General features: G+C 34.8%; 15 protein-coding genes. 11 read left to right on the forward strand and 4 right to left on the reverse strand.

Annotated elements, in window-relative coordinates:
* Positions 1-229 precede the first annotated feature (229 nt).
* From putP to JUJ52_RS12245, 6 genes are all read left to right on the forward strand, one after another.
* Positions 230-1,729, forward strand: coding sequence for a sodium/proline symporter PutP (gene putP / locus JUJ52_RS12220; RefSeq protein WP_026679680.1), 1,500 nt, complete (start codon positions 230-232; stop codon positions 1,727-1,729).
* Positions 1,730-1,748: 19 nt separating this feature from the next.
* Complete coding sequence (locus JUJ52_RS12225) at positions 1,749-2,702, forward strand: agmatinase family protein (protein WP_026679679.1); 954 nt, start codon at positions 1,749-1,751, stop codon at positions 2,700-2,702.
* A 380-nt stretch (positions 2,703-3,082) separates the two neighbouring features.
* Positions 3,083-3,337: a hypothetical protein gene (locus JUJ52_RS12230; RefSeq protein ID WP_121605699.1), complete on the forward strand. Its 255-nt coding sequence runs from the start codon at positions 3,083-3,085 to the stop codon at positions 3,335-3,337.
* A gap of 312 nt (positions 3,338-3,649) precedes the next feature.
* The gene (locus JUJ52_RS12235) at positions 3,650-4,015 is read left to right on the forward strand and encodes a hypothetical protein (RefSeq protein ID WP_228088985.1); all 366 of its coding nucleotides are present in this window, start codon (positions 3,650-3,652) and stop codon (positions 4,013-4,015) included.
* Between the two features lie 74 nt (positions 4,016-4,089).
* A complete protein-coding gene (locus JUJ52_RS12240) occupies positions 4,090-5,010 on the forward strand; it encodes a DMT family transporter (RefSeq protein ID WP_051388223.1) in 921 nt (306 codons plus the stop codon).
* Positions 5,011-5,051: 41 nt separating this feature from the next.
* The gene (locus JUJ52_RS12245; protein WP_205388826.1) at positions 5,052-5,930 is read left to right on the forward strand and encodes an alpha/beta fold hydrolase; all 879 of its coding nucleotides are present in this window, start codon (positions 5,052-5,054) and stop codon (positions 5,928-5,930) included.
* A gap of 132 nt (positions 5,931-6,062) precedes the next feature.
* Here JUJ52_RS12245 and JUJ52_RS12250 read toward each other — a convergent pair whose 3' ends face one another.
* Entirely contained in the window at positions 6,063-7,391 is a 1,329-nt protein-coding gene (locus JUJ52_RS12250; protein WP_121605696.1) for a short-chain fatty acid transporter, read from the reverse strand.
* Positions 7,392-7,704: 313 nt separating this feature from the next.
* On the opposite strand from JUJ52_RS12250, the gene hag reads away from it, so the two are divergent.
* The 5 genes from hag (at position 7,705) to JUJ52_RS12275 (ending at position 12,927) form a co-directional block, all read left to right on the forward strand.
* Positions 7,705-8,568 carry a flagellin Hag gene (gene hag / locus JUJ52_RS12255; RefSeq protein ID WP_026679676.1) on the forward strand — a complete coding sequence of 288 codons (864 nt, stop codon included), beginning with the start codon at positions 7,705-7,707 and terminating at the stop codon, positions 8,566-8,568.
* 346 nt (positions 8,569-8,914) lie between these two features.
* Complete coding sequence (locus JUJ52_RS12260) at positions 8,915-9,112, forward strand: hypothetical protein (protein ID WP_228088986.1); 198 nt, start codon at positions 8,915-8,917, stop codon at positions 9,110-9,112.
* A 153-nt stretch (positions 9,113-9,265) separates the two neighbouring features.
* Positions 9,266-9,874: a DUF8042 domain-containing protein gene (locus tag JUJ52_RS12265; RefSeq protein ID WP_026679945.1), complete on the forward strand. Its 609-nt coding sequence runs from the start codon at positions 9,266-9,268 to the stop codon at positions 9,872-9,874.
* Positions 9,864-11,732 carry a motility associated factor glycosyltransferase family protein gene (locus JUJ52_RS12270; protein ID WP_026679944.1) on the forward strand — a complete coding sequence of 623 codons (1,869 nt, stop codon included), beginning with the start codon at positions 9,864-9,866 and terminating at the stop codon, positions 11,730-11,732. Before JUJ52_RS12265 ends, JUJ52_RS12270 begins: the two co-directional genes overlap by 11 nt.
* A gap of 31 nt (positions 11,733-11,763) precedes the next feature.
* Positions 11,764-12,927, forward strand: a complete 1,164-nt coding sequence (locus JUJ52_RS12275; protein ID WP_162986485.1) for a polysaccharide pyruvyl transferase family protein — start codon at positions 11,764-11,766, stop codon at positions 12,925-12,927.
* 110 nt (positions 12,928-13,037) lie between these two features.
* Here the strand turns inward: JUJ52_RS12275 and JUJ52_RS12280 are convergent, their stop codons facing one another.
* Genes JUJ52_RS12280 through JUJ52_RS12290 form a run of 3 tightly spaced genes read right to left on the reverse strand, consistent with a single transcriptional unit; the run spans position 13,038 to position 15,932 of the window.
* The gene (locus tag JUJ52_RS12280) at positions 13,038-13,730 is read right to left on the reverse strand and encodes an acylneuraminate cytidylyltransferase family protein (RefSeq protein WP_121605693.1); all 693 of its coding nucleotides are present in this window, start codon (positions 13,728-13,730) and stop codon (positions 13,038-13,040) included.
* On the reverse strand, positions 13,723-14,889 hold the full coding sequence (gene neuC, locus JUJ52_RS12285) for a UDP-N-acetylglucosamine 2-epimerase (RefSeq protein ID WP_228088987.1): 1,167 nt from the start codon (positions 14,887-14,889) through the stop codon (positions 13,723-13,725). The genes JUJ52_RS12280 and neuC overlap by 8 nt, the downstream gene beginning before the upstream one ends.
* The gene (locus tag JUJ52_RS12290) at positions 14,889-15,932 is read right to left on the reverse strand and encodes an N-acetylneuraminate synthase family protein (RefSeq protein ID WP_026679941.1); all 1,044 of its coding nucleotides are present in this window, start codon (positions 15,930-15,932) and stop codon (positions 14,889-14,891) included. The genes neuC and JUJ52_RS12290 overlap by 1 nt, the downstream gene beginning before the upstream one ends.
* Positions 15,933-16,106 lie beyond the last annotated feature (174 nt).

Raw genomic sequence — 16,106 nt, forward strand, 5'->3', positions numbered from 1 at the left:
CGTTTTTCTTATCGTTGAGAAGCTAAACCTCATCATTTTTAGATTAGATGAAATTTTCAGTTATTTATGTTAAGATGAAATCGTAATTATATCCAAACGCCAAGAAAAGGAGGAGAAACATGGAGTATGCGATTAGTGGATGGACTTTCTTTTGGTTTGCTGTTCCAATGCCATTGTTGGTAGTTTGGGCTGTCGTCACTTTTTTTACAGAAAGGGGGGATGAAGACTAATGAATCCCACAATCTTAACATTTATTGTTTATTTGATAGTGATGATCCTTATCGGAATTGTAACCTATCGTATGACAAATACATTATCTGATTATGTACTTGGTGGAAGAAAATTAAATAGCTGGGTTACAGCCTTCTCGGCTTCCGCTAGTGATTTTAGTGGATGGTTGTTAATTGGATTACCTGGTGCTGCATATGCTGCTGGACTTGGCACTTGGAGTTTATGGATTGCTGTTGGTTTAGCAATTGGTGCAATGATAAATTGGCAGTATGTTGCAAAACGACTTCGCATTTATACCGAATATACAAATGACTCCATTACATTACCCCAGTATTTTGAAAATCGTTTCCGTGATAACTCCCATTTGTTACGTGTTATTTCCGCTGTCTTTATTCTAGCTTTTTTTCTATTTTATACAGCCTCAGGCTTAGTTGCAGGTGCAAAACTATTCCAAGGAACCTTTGAAATGGATTATCACCTAGCATTAACTGTAGGTGCCATTATTATTGTTGCATATACGTTTCTGGGAGGTTTTTTGGCAGTAAGCTATACCGATTTTATTCAAGGTGCTCTAATGTCAGCTGCACTACTATTTACATCAATATATGGTTTGATTAAGATAGGTGGATTTGGGGAACTGTTTAATCAGCTTGGTCATATAACTCCAAGTTTAATCGATGCTTTTGCCGCTACAGATTATAGTCAAGCGGAAGGCATTCTTTGGGAATCTGCAGGTGCAATTGGGGCTGTTGGAATTATCTCAGCACTTGCGTGGGGGCTTGGTTACTTTGGTCAGCCACATATACTTGCTCGTTTTATGGCTATTCGTTCCCACAAAGAAGTGAGAAAAGCCAGGTTAATTAGTGTAACCATGGGTCTGGTCATTCCACTATATGGAGCACTCATTGTTGGAATGTTAGGGATCATTACATTTGACCAGCCACTTGCTGATTCGGAGCAAGTCTTTATTCAGCTTGTTCAAGTTGTTTATAATCCATGGGTAGCTGGGATCCTACTGGCAGCGGTTTTGGCCGCTATTATGAGTACAGTTGACTCACAACTATTGGTTTCTTCTAGTGCATTATCAGAGGATTTTTACAGAAGGTACCTCCGTAAAAATGCTAGTGAGAATGAGCTCGTCTGGGTTGGTCGTATTTCCGTATTAGTTATTGCATTGATTGCGGTACTAATCGCGTGGAATGAAACTAGTTCTGTACTTAATTTAGTTGGGTATGCATGGGCAGGTTTTGGTGCCACATTTGGCCCAGCAATATTGTTTTCTTTATTTTGGAGAAAAACTTCCCGAAATGGTGCAATAGCTGGCATTCTAGTTGGCGGGATAACAGTTTTTCTTTGGCCGTTAACTGGATCTGAACTGTACGAAATGGTACCCGGCTTTATTTTGTCTAGTATTGCCATTATCGGATGTAGCTTAGTTGGTAAGGGACCTTCCAATGAAATGCTCAAGGAATACGATAAAGTAACTGGCGTTAAATAAACTCTAGGAGTGGTACAACATGGTGCATGAAAAAATATATGGTAATACCCCTTGCTTTTTAGGTGGTTCAAAGGCAGATTTACATGACGAAAAAGTAAAAGAGAATGATGTTCTTATTTACGGAGTACCTTGGGAAGGTGCAGTTACATGGGGAGATTATACAGGTTGTGAATTAGGCCCAAAAGTCATTCGTTTAAACTCAGCTCGTTATTCTGGTTATCTACCTGAACTCGATAATGTAGATGTTTTAGAGCATTACAGGGTAGGTGATTTAGGAGATGTTGATGTTGTGCCAGCAGATACGGTAGAAACAATGAAACGAATTGAAAAATTCGCCATTAAAGTTTGGAATACAGGTAAATTTCCGATAGCTTTTGGTGGGGATCATGGGATAACCTACCCTATTGTTAAGGCATTAAGTGAAGATATTAATGGCAAAGTAGGAATAATCCACCTTGATGCCCATTACGATAATTATAAGGATTATGAAGGTGACCTTTATGCAAGAAGTACACCCTTCCATCGTATATATGAAAGTGAAAGTGTACGAAATGAAAGCATCGTGCATATGGGGATACATGGCCCACGAAACGCACCAGAGACTGGAAAGTATGCAGCAGAAGTAGGTGCGTCCACAATTACTATCCGAGATATTCGCAAATCAACAGATATAGCAGCACTTGCTAAGCATGCCTATTCCATTGCAAGTAAAGGAACAGAAGCTGTTTACTTAAGCATTTGCAGCGATGTACTTGATTTTGCTTATAATCCTGGTGGTCCTGTTGATGGGAATGGGCTTACTTCCTTTGAGCTATTGGAGCTTATTTATGCTTTTGCCAAACAGGGTGTTAGAGGAATGGATTATGTTGAAGTTTACCCACAGCAAGATACAAATGATAATTCTTCTCACTTTGTAACCTATGCAGTTCTTTATGCACTTGCCGGTAATATTATTCATGAACAGAAGCAATAGTGTAATATACAAGTCAGAATTTGGACTATAAGATCATTGATCTATAGAGTGAAACTTCAATCAGTCGGAGTTTTGTTTATCCCCACTTACCCATATTGGGTTCACTTTATTACTTGAAGTGGGGGACTGCCAGTTATATGTGGGATAAAAATCATTCAATGATCAGGTTCCCAAGAGGATAAGTTTCCTTGATAAAGGAGTGAATCCCAATTAATCGATAAATAGCTAACGTTTTCGGGTCGCTCCTTAATTCAAGGTTTAAAAAACACTTTCCAGATATATATACCTATTTTGAAGATGGGAATTCCTCCTATATACACTTGTTAGTTATAAGATTGCTTGTTACGATGACAATAATGTATGACAAAGGAGGAAACAGATTGACCAAACAGATGGTGGAAGATCTGTTGCATGCTATCACTGATGTCATGGAAGAATTAGAAGATGTAAAGACAAACAGTCGTCAGATTAATCAACTCTATACCAATCTAGAGTCAAGAATAGATCATATGGGGTTGCATATTGATGGATTAGAAAAAAATATGAAACGTATAGATAGAAAGATAGCAGTAGTAACAGAAGGTAGATTGGAAAGCGGTACAAAGAAGTTAATAGCACGAAAGGTTGTTTATTAAAAAGCGTGCATAAGCAGGCTTATTTTTTTATATTATTTAAAAGTTTCAAGGAATGAATCAGTTTCTATAAATTGAATATGTATGCACGTACCTATTCGTTTTCTTTTACATAGTAGTTTGGCATTCGTAATTATTGCTACATAGAAATGCTAATTTAGTATCCTATTATTTCTGCAACATTATATTTAGTAGTAGGAAGAAATTTAAAGGATACAGGTGAGTCTTCTCGAAATTTCATATTTTGTTCGGTTGTTGAGATAAATAGATGGTGGTATGCTTAGCATAAAAATATAGTGAAAAGGGGGGAGAGGCATGAGTGAAATAACTTTACAGGACGTTTTTCAAGCAGTTATGGAAGTTTCTAATAACGTTAAAGTACTCCACGGAAAAGTAGATAAGTTGGAATTTAGAGTGGGAAAGTTAGAAATGAAAGTAGATAAGTTGGAATCCAGAGTGGGAAAGTTAGAAATGAAAGTAGATAAATTAGAATCTAGAGTGGGAAAGGCAGAAAGTCACTTTGCAAATATGGAAACAACTATCAGCTCTGTAAAAAAAGAATTAAAAGACTTGAAAATGGAAATCAAGTCAGATATACGTAAGGTCGATAAGAAATTCACTATCCTCTGCAGCGACATGTTGGAAACAAAAACTGATGTTGCCTTATTGTATCAAAGTTAAAGTTCTTATAGCGTGCATAAGCAGGCTTATTTTTTTACGTGTTTTTTGCTATGATATGAAAAAGGGGGAGAGAAATGGAGAAGTCTTCCAACGTTTTCATGGAGAAGTTAAAGGATAATCGAACCCTTATTGGCAGCCTTATTTTATTTATTACATTACTTTGGGGCTATGCATGGGTACTAATGAAAGAATCATTACAATACATGGGACCATTCACATTTTCCTCATTTCGCTTTGGTGTAGGTGCTATTACGTTACTGTTAGTAGCATGGATCTTGAAGCTCGGATTGCCTCCAAAAAAATATTGGAAACATATTGTTATCGTTGGCATTCTGCAAACAGCTATTGTCTTCTTACTAGTCATGTATGCTTTACGATTTGTAGACGCAGGGAAGTCCTCTGTTCTCTTATACTCCATGCCAATGTGGAGTAGTTTATTAGCAGTAAAATTCTTAAATGAAAAATTAAGCTTAGCTAAATCTATAGGGCTATTTATTGGTATGCTAGGACTTTTAACGATTTTAGGATGGGATATTTGGATTGGTCAATCGCCAGAAATGATAATAGGTGAGATTTTAATTATTCTTGCTGCCGTTTCATGGGCAGTGGCAAATACGTATTACCGATTAAAACTTGAAAACCTATCGCAAATACAGGTGTCAGCCTTTCAAATGTTCTTTGGAGCACTGGCTATTATGATGGTTACCCTTTTCATGGAGCATCATGAACCGTTATTAGTAAATAGTAAAAGTGTATACTACATATTATTTACAGGTGTATTTGCATCTGCACTATGCTTTACATTATGGTTTTTAATTCTTAGTTTAGTAGATATGGTTACGGCGACGATATCTACATTACTTGTTCCCATGTTTGGGCTGTTATTTAGTAGTTTTCTGCTTGGTGAAAAAATGACTTTTGGGATTCTAGGTGGGTCAGGGATGATAATTATTGGAATTATCATTGCGCAGAAAAAACGAGTACATGATACGTGATGATTATATCATTTTGGCAATTTGATAAGGGAGAGTATTATATGGGAATAGCTACTATTTATAAGAGTGTGGATGGGAAAAATAAGATTCAAGAAGCCTATGAAGATTATTTAGAAGCCTTTTCACTGCGTTTGGAGCGTGCGTATGTCAAAACACGCTTTGGAAATACGCATCTGCTAATAACCGGGCCGAAAAACGCAAAGCCACTCATTATTCTACAAGGCGGAAATGCAATTAATCCAATGACATTATATTGGTTTAAGGAGCTTTTTCATCATTATCGTATTTATGCGCCAGATAGAATAGGCCATCCAGGTTATAGTGACGAAACACGTATTTCTGCAAAAGATCATAGTTTTGCCAACTGGATATCCGATATAATGGATTGGTTTCAATTGGAAAAGAGTGCATTCATTGGTCCATCCTATGGTGCAGGTATTATTCTTAGGTTGGCTACTTTCCAGCCAGAAAGAATAGCTTGTGCCGTTCTTATTAATCCCTCTGGTATTCAACTTGGTTCAAAAAAAGATATGCTACGCCATGTAATACTTCCTTTAGTCTCTTATCATCGTAATCGTAGTGAAGCTAGCTTAACTACAATTACAAATGCATTATCTGCTGGAGTAATGACGGATCAGGATCGCCAATTGATAGGAAATATATTTTCGCACGTAAAATTGGAAAAGAATATGCCAAAATTAACAACAAGGAAGGAGTTAAGAAACTATCACTCCCCTACAATGGTTATCACAGGAGAAAGAGATATCTTTTTTCCAAATCGACGAGTAATGAAGTATGCTCAACAGATTATTCCAAACCTTATTAGCTACCATACCTTTGATATGGGGCATTTTCCATCAACAAGTAATCTTGAACAAATACAAACAGAGATTTATACATTTTTACAAGAGCAGTATTAATGTTATCTCTAAGATTTGAACGAAATTGGTTACAGCCTCTAGTAAGTGTTTAGTTTACAGGAGGCTGAACCCTTACAAGTGGGAAAAAATAGTTTAAGAAGATACCTAACCTTTTGTAATTAATTATTGCTACTAAAAGAATAATAATCCAATAGAAATAGGTATGAAACTATATAATAATAGGATGACACAAAATCCCATTATATCTTTAACTTTTAATCCAGCGATAGCTAAAAGAGGTAATGCCCAGAATGGTTGGATCATGTTCGTCCATGCATCCCCCCATGCAACAGCCATCGCTGTTTTTGCTGTATCTACACCTAAGTCCAAAGCTGCTGGAATCATAATCGGACCTTGAACGGCCCATTGCCCGCCACCAGATGGTACGAAAAAATTAATAATGCCGGCACTAAGAAATGTAAACAGTGGAAAGGTAAACGCATTGGACATCTCAACAAACCATAGAGACATTTGCTCGGATAGACCAGAAGCAACCATCATTCCCATGATCCCAGCATAAAAAGGGAATTGCACAACAATACCACCGACATTTTTAACAGCGTGTGTTGCACTATTTAAAAATCGTCTTGGGGTGCGATGTAAGATAACTCCTAAGAAAAGCATAATAAAGTTAACAATATTGATATTTAAATCGAATCCGTTATTTATAAAAAAATAAATAACATATGCTAACCCCATGATGCCAATCAGGAAAGCTATCGTTTTGCTGTTTTCTAAACGGTCGGCAGGACTTTTATCTTCAACGGAATCTTTCTCGCTATTTTCGTCTATGTTATTTGTTTGCCACTCGGTTGCGTCAGAATGAATTAGTGGATGCCGTGCTTGCATTAAAAAGCGGTTGACAAAAGGTAAGGTGAATAATAGAAAACCAGCTATAAATAAATTAAAACCACTAAATAACGTTTCTGAAACAGGTACTATACCAATCGTATCTTCTAAGAAGTGGCCTGGTGTGGCAATTAATAATGGAATAGAAGCAGATAAGCCTCCATGCCACAGAAGAAATCCACTATAGGCACTTGCCATTAATACACGATAATCAACCGTTGGTACACGTTTCGCTACATGAATGGCAAAAAGAGCTCCAACTACAAGCCCGAACCCATAATTGATTAAACATGCTAAGGAAGCGATAAATGTGACTAATAGTATGGCCTGTGAAGGCGTATTTGCTAGATTACTAATCTTTTTTAACACAACTTTGACTAGTGGTGTATTTGCTAATATGTATCCAGTTACAACAATTAAGGACATTTGCATTGCAAATGCAAGTAAATCCCAAAACCCTGTCCCCCAATAATCAATCATTTGCATTGGAGAACTGTTAGTAAAGATAATTCCTAAAAGAAATACAGTGAATGTAAGTAGGATGGCAAATAAAAACGCATCAGGTAAAAAACGTTGTACCATTCGCTCACAAAATGCAGTGAAAGCCTTCATTCCTTTTCCTCCTTAAATTTTGTGAAATACTTAGCTTTCTCTTGAAAAGAAACCATAAACTTCCGAGTCACTCTATTATAATCATATGCTTCAGCTATAAAAATAGAAAAAATAAAAAAAACGTTTAAACATTGAAAGAATATGCCGATATAAGTAATGTAATCATAGAGATTAATGGTTACAGCCTTAACGTTAAGGACGACAGCACAGTGAATCTACTAATACTTGGTAATAACTCTATATGAGTTGTTATAGATGTGAGACATAAGGATGTGGCTCGCAAAAAATATACTTACATGGAGGTAAGGAAAAAATGATTATTAATCACAACATTGCGGCGCTAAACACGCACCGCCAACTATCAGGTAACAACAACGCAGTACAAAGCTCATTGGAGAAGCTCTCTTCAGGCTTGAAAATAAACAAAGCTGGAGACGATGCTGCAGGTCTCGCAATCTCTGAAAAAATGCGTGGCCAAATTCGTGGGCTAGAAATGGCTCAAAAGAACTCACAAGATGGGATTTCTTTAATTCAAACTGCAGAAGGCGCACTAAATGAAACTCATTCCATTCTACAACGTATGCGTGAATTGACAGTGCAAGCGTCAAGTACAGGTACTCAAGAGCCAGAAGATTTACAAGCAATCCAGGATGAAATTGATTCTTTAATTCAAGAATTAGGTGGTCAGTCTGGAAGTAAAGGTATCTCTGATCGTACAGAATTTAATGGAAAAACATTGCTTGACGGTAGCCGTACAGGTAGTGGTCAGTTAACTTTCCAAATTGGTGCTAATCAAGGACAGCAATTATCTATCGAAATCGGCGATATGAGCGCTAGTGGTTTAGGTGTTGCAGATGTTTCTGTAGTAGATGGTAGTGGTAACGCTCTAACTACTTCTGGATACGATACACTACTAGACAACATAGACAAAGCTGTAAACACTGTTTCAACTCAACGTTCAGCATTAGGTGCAGTACAAAATCGTCTTGAGCATACTATTAACAATCTTGGGGCTTCTGCTGAGAACTTAACTGCAGCTGAATCACGTATTCGTGATGTTGACATGGCTAAAGAAATGATGTCATTCACTAAGAATAACATCCTTACTCAAGCTGCGCAAAGCATGCTTGCTCAAGCTAACCAACAACCACAAGGTGTGCTACAACTTCTAAGATAAGTTACATTCAATGATGAGCTGTACGTTAAACCGACTTCATGATATGAGGTCGGTTTTTATTTTAAGTTAAGAAAGTATAAAATCAGTGCAATGACTGCGTTAAGCCAAGTAGTTATTTTGAAATGTTTGATGTATATTGGCAATGCTCCGACTAATTACTTCGCTTTCCGCGGGCACGGCCTCAACTAACTTTGCAAAGAAGAACACGTTGCAAAGTGGATTTTCGGCTCGCGCTAATCCCGCAGGAGTCTACGTAATTAGTCTCCGCTATGAGAAGGTGCAACAATTCTTGTCATAAGTAATAGGTTGACTTTTTTTCCAATGGGTAAAGTGAAAATCGTTATCCGTGATTATAAAAGCAGCTGTGTTACTTCATGCTAGCGTTGTAGAGCCTGATGATAGCGAAGGGCGGCCACTTCAACTCCTGTGGGAAATGTTTGACCTGAAGATCCACTTTTTTGAGCGGGTTTTGCTAAAAAAGTTAGCTGAAGGACAAACCCCACGGAAAGGGAAGTGGGCAGCCGGAGTGGCGGTCAAGCAGTAGCTATTATTCCATAATAGCTACTAGAGAAAGCGTAAATCTGAGCATTTAGTGATAAGGACTGAGCGAATTTTGCTCAGTTTTTCTTATCTCTATTATTTAATTTTCTTCGTTATTTGCCGATAATAAAAGTGTAATTAGATAGGAGGATTTCATATGAAATTACTACATAAACAAACGTCCTATACGGTAGAAAATGACACTTCTGCAATTCATTTCATTTATGAAAAAGTAAATGAACTTATCCAACAAGAAAACACAGTATTCAGTCATTTAGTTATAGATAATCAAGAGGTTTATGAGGAGCATGAAGCATATATATCAAAACATCTTCAAGAGATTCTTCAAGTGGAAATTGTAACCCATAGTAAGCAGGAGATGATTTGGGAAACGATGGATTCTATTAATGATTATCTAAAACGTGCAATACCAGCACTAAAAGAGCTAATTGATGCTAGCTACCATACGTTTACGAAGCAGACATGGGAAGGGATTGATCAGTTAGCTGAAGGGATGCAATGGATCTTGCAGTTTAACATGTTCACAAAAGCATCCAAAATAAAACCAGCTTATTGGGAAAATATTGAGGAGAGTGTTTCAACTTGTGAACAAGGCTTCAAAGCACTGATGGAGGGAATTGAAACAAAGGATACGGTGCTAATTTCAGATATATTATCTTATGAAGTCGTTCCTGCCTATGAATCGCTAGAGAATAATTTAGAAAAGTCACTAGAAGATAGGGAGTTATGCAAAAATGCTAATTGACAACATAGTATTGCTAAGAGCGCGATTCCCTGAAATTCGAAACTATTTTTTAGAGCATGAGAACAAGATAGAATTGAATCGACTAACCATCCTTGAATCAAAAACAGGAGCTAAAACAATTCGATACCAAACGACTGAAGGCAATCCGTTGATGATTCATAGTTTATATGATCCAATTCGTGAAGCAGAGCGAATTATAACTGCACATAGCGAGAGTATTATGGAAGATACACATGTATTTTTCTATGGTGTTGGGCTAGGATATCATATTGAAAAGTTTAAGGAAATGTATCCTAGCAATACGTATTCGATCTATGAACCTTGCCCCGAAGTATTTTTTGAATTGACACAACAAAGGAAACTTAATCAGCTAATAACAAAAAAAACATTACAACTTTATATTGATACCTATGAAAAGGAAGCAATGAGTTATTTAAAGGAATTTGTCTCTAGTAATCAAAACATTTATATTATCACTCTACCAAGTTACGAAAATCTCTTTAAGGAAAAAATGATACAATTTCGATCTAATGTTAAAAAAGTAATTACTAATCGTCGTTCGAGATTACATACAAATGAGAAATTCCAAAAAAGATGGACAATAAATAGTGTACATAACTTTAAATCTGTATTAACTACTCCTAATATGATGAAAGATATTAAGCTTGAGCAATTTAAGAGGAAACCGGCAGTGATTATCTCTGCTGGTCCATCATTAGTGGAAGATATGGAATTTATAAGGTACATTAAAAAAAATGAATTAGCAAATATTTTTTCCGTTGGATCTGCCATAAATAGTTTACTTGAGTATGATGTTATACCGGATGCAGTTTGTACGTATGCTCCTAGCGATAACAATTATAAAGTCTTTGAACGGTTAAATGATAGTGGTTTACATGATATTCCGCTAATTTATGGATCCAGTGTTGGATTTGAAACGTTGGAGAGATTTACTGGACCAAAGGTACACTTTATAACAACAGTAGATAATGTATCTCAATATTTTTTAGGTTCGCAAATTAATGCAAATGATTGTATTAATGATGCAACGTCTATTGCGGTATTAATGGTACAGTTATTGTCAGAAATAGGCTGTGATCCAATAATTTTTGCAGGACAGAATTTGGCATATAAGGATGATGAACTATATGCTAAAGGAATTGGCTATACACACTTGAAGAATGGATTTAATAAAGAGATTATAAAAAAGGGAGTTCCGATTAAAGATGTGTATGGTAATGAAATTAAATCAAATATTACGTTTAATAACATGAGAGAAAGTATTGAGCAAATTGTAACACATTATAAAGGCAATACCTTTATAAATACAACAAAAGGAGGAGCTGAGATTAAAGGAGTTCCTTTTTGTCCTATTGAACAAGTGATTGAAGAAGTTTTAACTCATTCAATAATCAAAGAAAAATGGTGGGAAACAGCAAATTCTTATGATCAAAGTGTATTGTCGGATAAATTAAATAGTTTAGAAAATTACATGCACCAATTTTACAATATTATTGAAAACATAAACAAATTGATTCGAAAATTAAATAAAAATATTGCTTTAAAAAATAGAATTAACTTGGAAAAAGCTTTTGGAGAATTTGATTATCTTTATTCTAATTTAAACGAAAATATGTACTATAGAAAATTTGTTGTTCCTTATGTACGAGTTCATGTGGATTTTCTAATTAATGAAATGAATCATATCGTTATGGAAGCTGATCCAATTAAAAAAGCAAATCATATTGTTGAACTGTTTACTAGGTTTATTCAGAATTGTAGGAGTGCAGGTGTAGAGTTGGAACAACTAATTAATGAACAAATAGATAGGCAATTAATTTCATCAAAGATAAATTAATTGAAATATGGTAACTAGAAGAGGTAACGAGATGAATACGATTAACATATTACATATTGCTAGTTTTAATGGGAATATTGGAGATAATGCAAATCATAATGGATTGAGAAATAAACTAGAAAAAATCCTATTTCCCAAGAAACTGAATTTTAAAGAAATTGAGATGAGGGAATTCTATCAATCATGGAACTTACGAGACTTTAACAGTAATGCGTTTATTGAACTTTGTAATGAATATCATTTGGTAATCATTGGTGGAGGGAATTTTTTTGAACTTAAATGGGATTATTCATTTACAGGAACGACTATAAATATAAGCAAAGAAACATTATTGAAAATTAGTACACCAATATTGTTTTTTGGCTTGGGATGTGATATTGCTAAGGGTGCAAGTGAAAATGCTATTTATAAATTTGATGAATTTTTATCTAACGTAACAAGCTCTGATAATTATTTAGTGTCTGTTAGAAATGATGGCTCCTATCAAACATTACAATCGTTATACGGAACGAAGTATAACGATAAAATATATCGGATAGCTGATGGAGCTTTTTTTATGACTACTGATACGTATGACTTTCCTGAGTTACAATGTAATTATCAGTCAATTGGAATCAATATTGCACGTGATATGGAATCTATTCGATTTAATAAAAATATTACCTATAAAGAATTCATCAATGGATTTTCAACTGTATTAGATACATTTCTAGAAAACAATAAATTGTATCAAATAATTTTAATTCCACATATATATAGCGATCTAACCGCTATTTCTGATCTACTTAATTACTTGAATGATAAACATAGAAGAACAAGAGTGAAAGTTGCTCCATATTTAACAGGGAGAGGCTCAGAAAGTTATATTTTTGGATTATATCAACAATGTAAATGTATATTAGGAATGAGGTTTCATAGTAATGTCTGTGCTATTGCCCATAATATACCAACTATAGCACTAAGTAGTTATAAAAAGATAAATGATTTATACCGTGAGTTATCTTTAGAAGATAGATTAGTGAATGTAAACGAGAGAGGGTTTGAAGAAGTATTGTTAAGCAAGCTTAACAATACGTTGAAAACACTAACTACATTATCAAACGAATATGCCTATAAAAATGAACAACTTAAAAAGCAAAATGATTCTTTTTATTGTGATCTAAAGAATTGGCTAGAGAGAAAGGGAATTTTATAGTTAATTTTATTCATAGAACAAATTGTAACATGCTACAGCAATATAATGGTAGCTCTAAATACTCCCAAGCAGACAGATTAGTATCAGCTATCTACTTGGGAGTATTTCAGTTATCTTTCATGATATAAATCATAGAAAAGTTCTACATCTTTTAAATCGTCTATATCCAAATCGAATTTTTCTTCCATGATATATGAATATTTGTTATCATTTAAGCTAGTATTGCTGTGAAGTGTAGCAGTATTATTTATATAAATTGCTCCATTTACTTTATACACCTCAGGAAAGTCCTGCCTTCTTAATGTACTCGTCTTGTTTATGATATTTTCTAATTTATTGTTCTTGTTTATAGTTCTCATTAAAATTGGGTGCTCTTTAACTTTTGTAACACTAACAAGACTTTCATGGTTATTATTAATAACACTTTCAATAGCCTCATCTATATGCCAATGTTTTCGTAGTGGTTGTGTTGGTTGTAAAACGACTACATAGTCGTAATTATATCCACGTTCTTTTTGTTTTTCCACAACATGCATAACTGTATCAATGGTTCTTGAATGATCTTGCGCTAATTTTTCTGGTCTTAGATATGGAACGTTAGCGCCAAGATTGATGGAAATTTGCGCTATTTCTTTATCATCAGTAGATACGATTATTTCATCTAAATAGTTTGATAACAGGGCTTCATCAATTGTATATTGTATTAATGGTTTATTGTGAATCGGTATGATATTCTTCCGTGGGATACCTTTAGAACCACCTCTTGCTGGTATTATAGCTAAAATTTGTTTTCCTTTATACATTTGTTACACCCACTAAATTGGTATCTATAAATTTTTTTTGTATGGGAATATTCCATATACTTTCATCCTCTAGTAGGTTAATAAATTTCTTATGACTAGTACCGTCACCAAAATTTAAATTTCTACTAGTTGGATGTTTAATGGAAGATATGGCATTTCCAATTTGTTGCTTTTCTTCCTCAATACTAATGATGATATCTTGAAATTTAGTAGGGTCATACCTTCCCTGCTGTCTGTTTCCTATATTTATCGATGGTATGCCATAAATACTAGCTTCTCTAATCCCAGCACTTGAATTTCCAATTATAAACTGTGCATGTTTAAGTAATGTTAAGAAATATTCAAATCGCATGGAAGGGTAGACTTTAATATTATCAATCTCTTTAAATCTATTATATTCTTTAATAATAATATGGTTGCCTTCATCATTATTTGGATAAATTACAATAAAATTCTGATTTGATTCAATCAGTGAATCTACCAGGTTGTTAACGTGGCAAGATAATTTATCTAATTCTGTTGTTACTGGATGATACATTACGATAGCATATGCCCCAAAATTAATATCATATCTATCTTTAACCATTGCCAATGACGGTAAATCATCAGAAAGCATTATGTCAATATCAGGTGAACCAATAATATGTATAGTTTCTTCTTTTTCACCTAACTGTAATATTCTTCTTCTCGCTTCTTCATTACTTACTAAGTGAATATGAGAGAATTTGGTTATCGCATGCCGAATTGATTCATCGATAGTTCCTGAGACTTCTCCACCTTCAATGTGTGCAACACGAATATTATTAAAGGCTCCGACTATAGCTCCAGCTAATGCTTCTAGTCTATCACCATGTATGATAATTAGATCAGGTTTATTTTCTTGTACGTAGTTACTAATTCCGGAAATCGTATTGCTTAGTGTAATATCCATGTGTGATCTATCGTTCTGGTTAATGTACAGGTACATATTCTTAAATCCGTCTTTTTCTATTTCCTTCCATGTTGAACCATATTTCTCTAACATATGCATACCAGTAACAAACACGTATAATTCAAAGGAATCACTTTTTTCAACTTCATTCATTAAAGATTTAATTTTCCCGTAGTCTGCTCGAGTACCTGTAATGAAAAGTATTTTCTTTTTTTTACTCATTTCCATCAGTTTATATCACTCCATGACAAGTGCTCATCTATATCTATATCTCGATTAACGGTTTTCCCAAGGATATCTTTGTAATGTTCCGCTTTTATATCTCCTGTACCTGGTCTTTTAACCCAAATATTGTCTTTTGTGAGCGTATTACCAGATTTTAGTTCTTTGGTAGTAACAACTGTTGCAAAGGCAAAATCAATTGTTACTTTTTCTTCATCTGCAGGTTTTTTGTCTCCTCCCCGCATTTTAAATATTTGTGAAGTTCCTTCTATCAATTCGCCTAGTTGATTTGGATCCATGGAACAAACAATATCAGGTCCTTTTCTAGACATACGATCTGTAAAGTGTCTTTCTAAAATAGAGGCACCTAATGCGCTAGCTGCTAAACAAGCATTATTATTAGTAGTATGATCGGAAAGTCCGATAATAGCATTAGGGAATTCCTTTTCCAATTGCTCCATACCTCCAAGTCTTACAAGTTCAGGAGGAGTTGGATATAAGTTTGTGCAATGCAATAGAGCGTATGGTATATTGTTTCTTTCTAGAATAGATACGGTTTTCTTTATACTGTCAATATTATTCATTCCTGTAGAAACAATCATGGGTTTGCCAAAGGAACAAATGTGCTCAATTAATGGATAATTATTACATTCTCCTGATCCAATTTTGTAAGCTTGAACATCCATTGCTTCTAATCGATTAGCTGCGGCTCGTGAAAATGGAGTACTGAGGAAGATCATTCCTTTACTTTCAACATAGCTCTTTAGCTCACGTTCATCTGCTTCATTTAAGGCACATCGCTCCATCACCTCATAAATGGAAACGTCTGTATTTCCTGGTATGACGTTTTTAGCTTCTTTACTCATTTCATCAGTAACCACGTGCGTTTGATGTTTAATTATTTCGGCACCCACATTATAAGCAGCATCTACCATTTTTTTTGCAATATCTATATTCCCTTCATGATTAATACCAATTTCTGCAATAACTATAGGTTTGAAATCTTTACCAATTTTACGATTTCCTATTTTTAAGTAAGGGTGAGTCATGGTTATACCTCCGTATAGGTCGTTGTTACATTCCCTTATATTAGGGGGAATGTTTAATCATGTATTTCTTTTTATATCGACAAATTACTACATATTTAAAATGTAGTTAAGAAATAAAATAATACCAGTCCCTATAAATTCATTACAACTGATCGATTTATCACTTTTAGACAG

The sequence above is a fragment of the Virgibacillus sp. AGTR genome, from assembly GCF_016919725.2.
Classification (GTDB): Bacteria; Bacillota; Bacilli; order Bacillales; family Amphibacillaceae; genus Virgibacillus; species Virgibacillus salarius.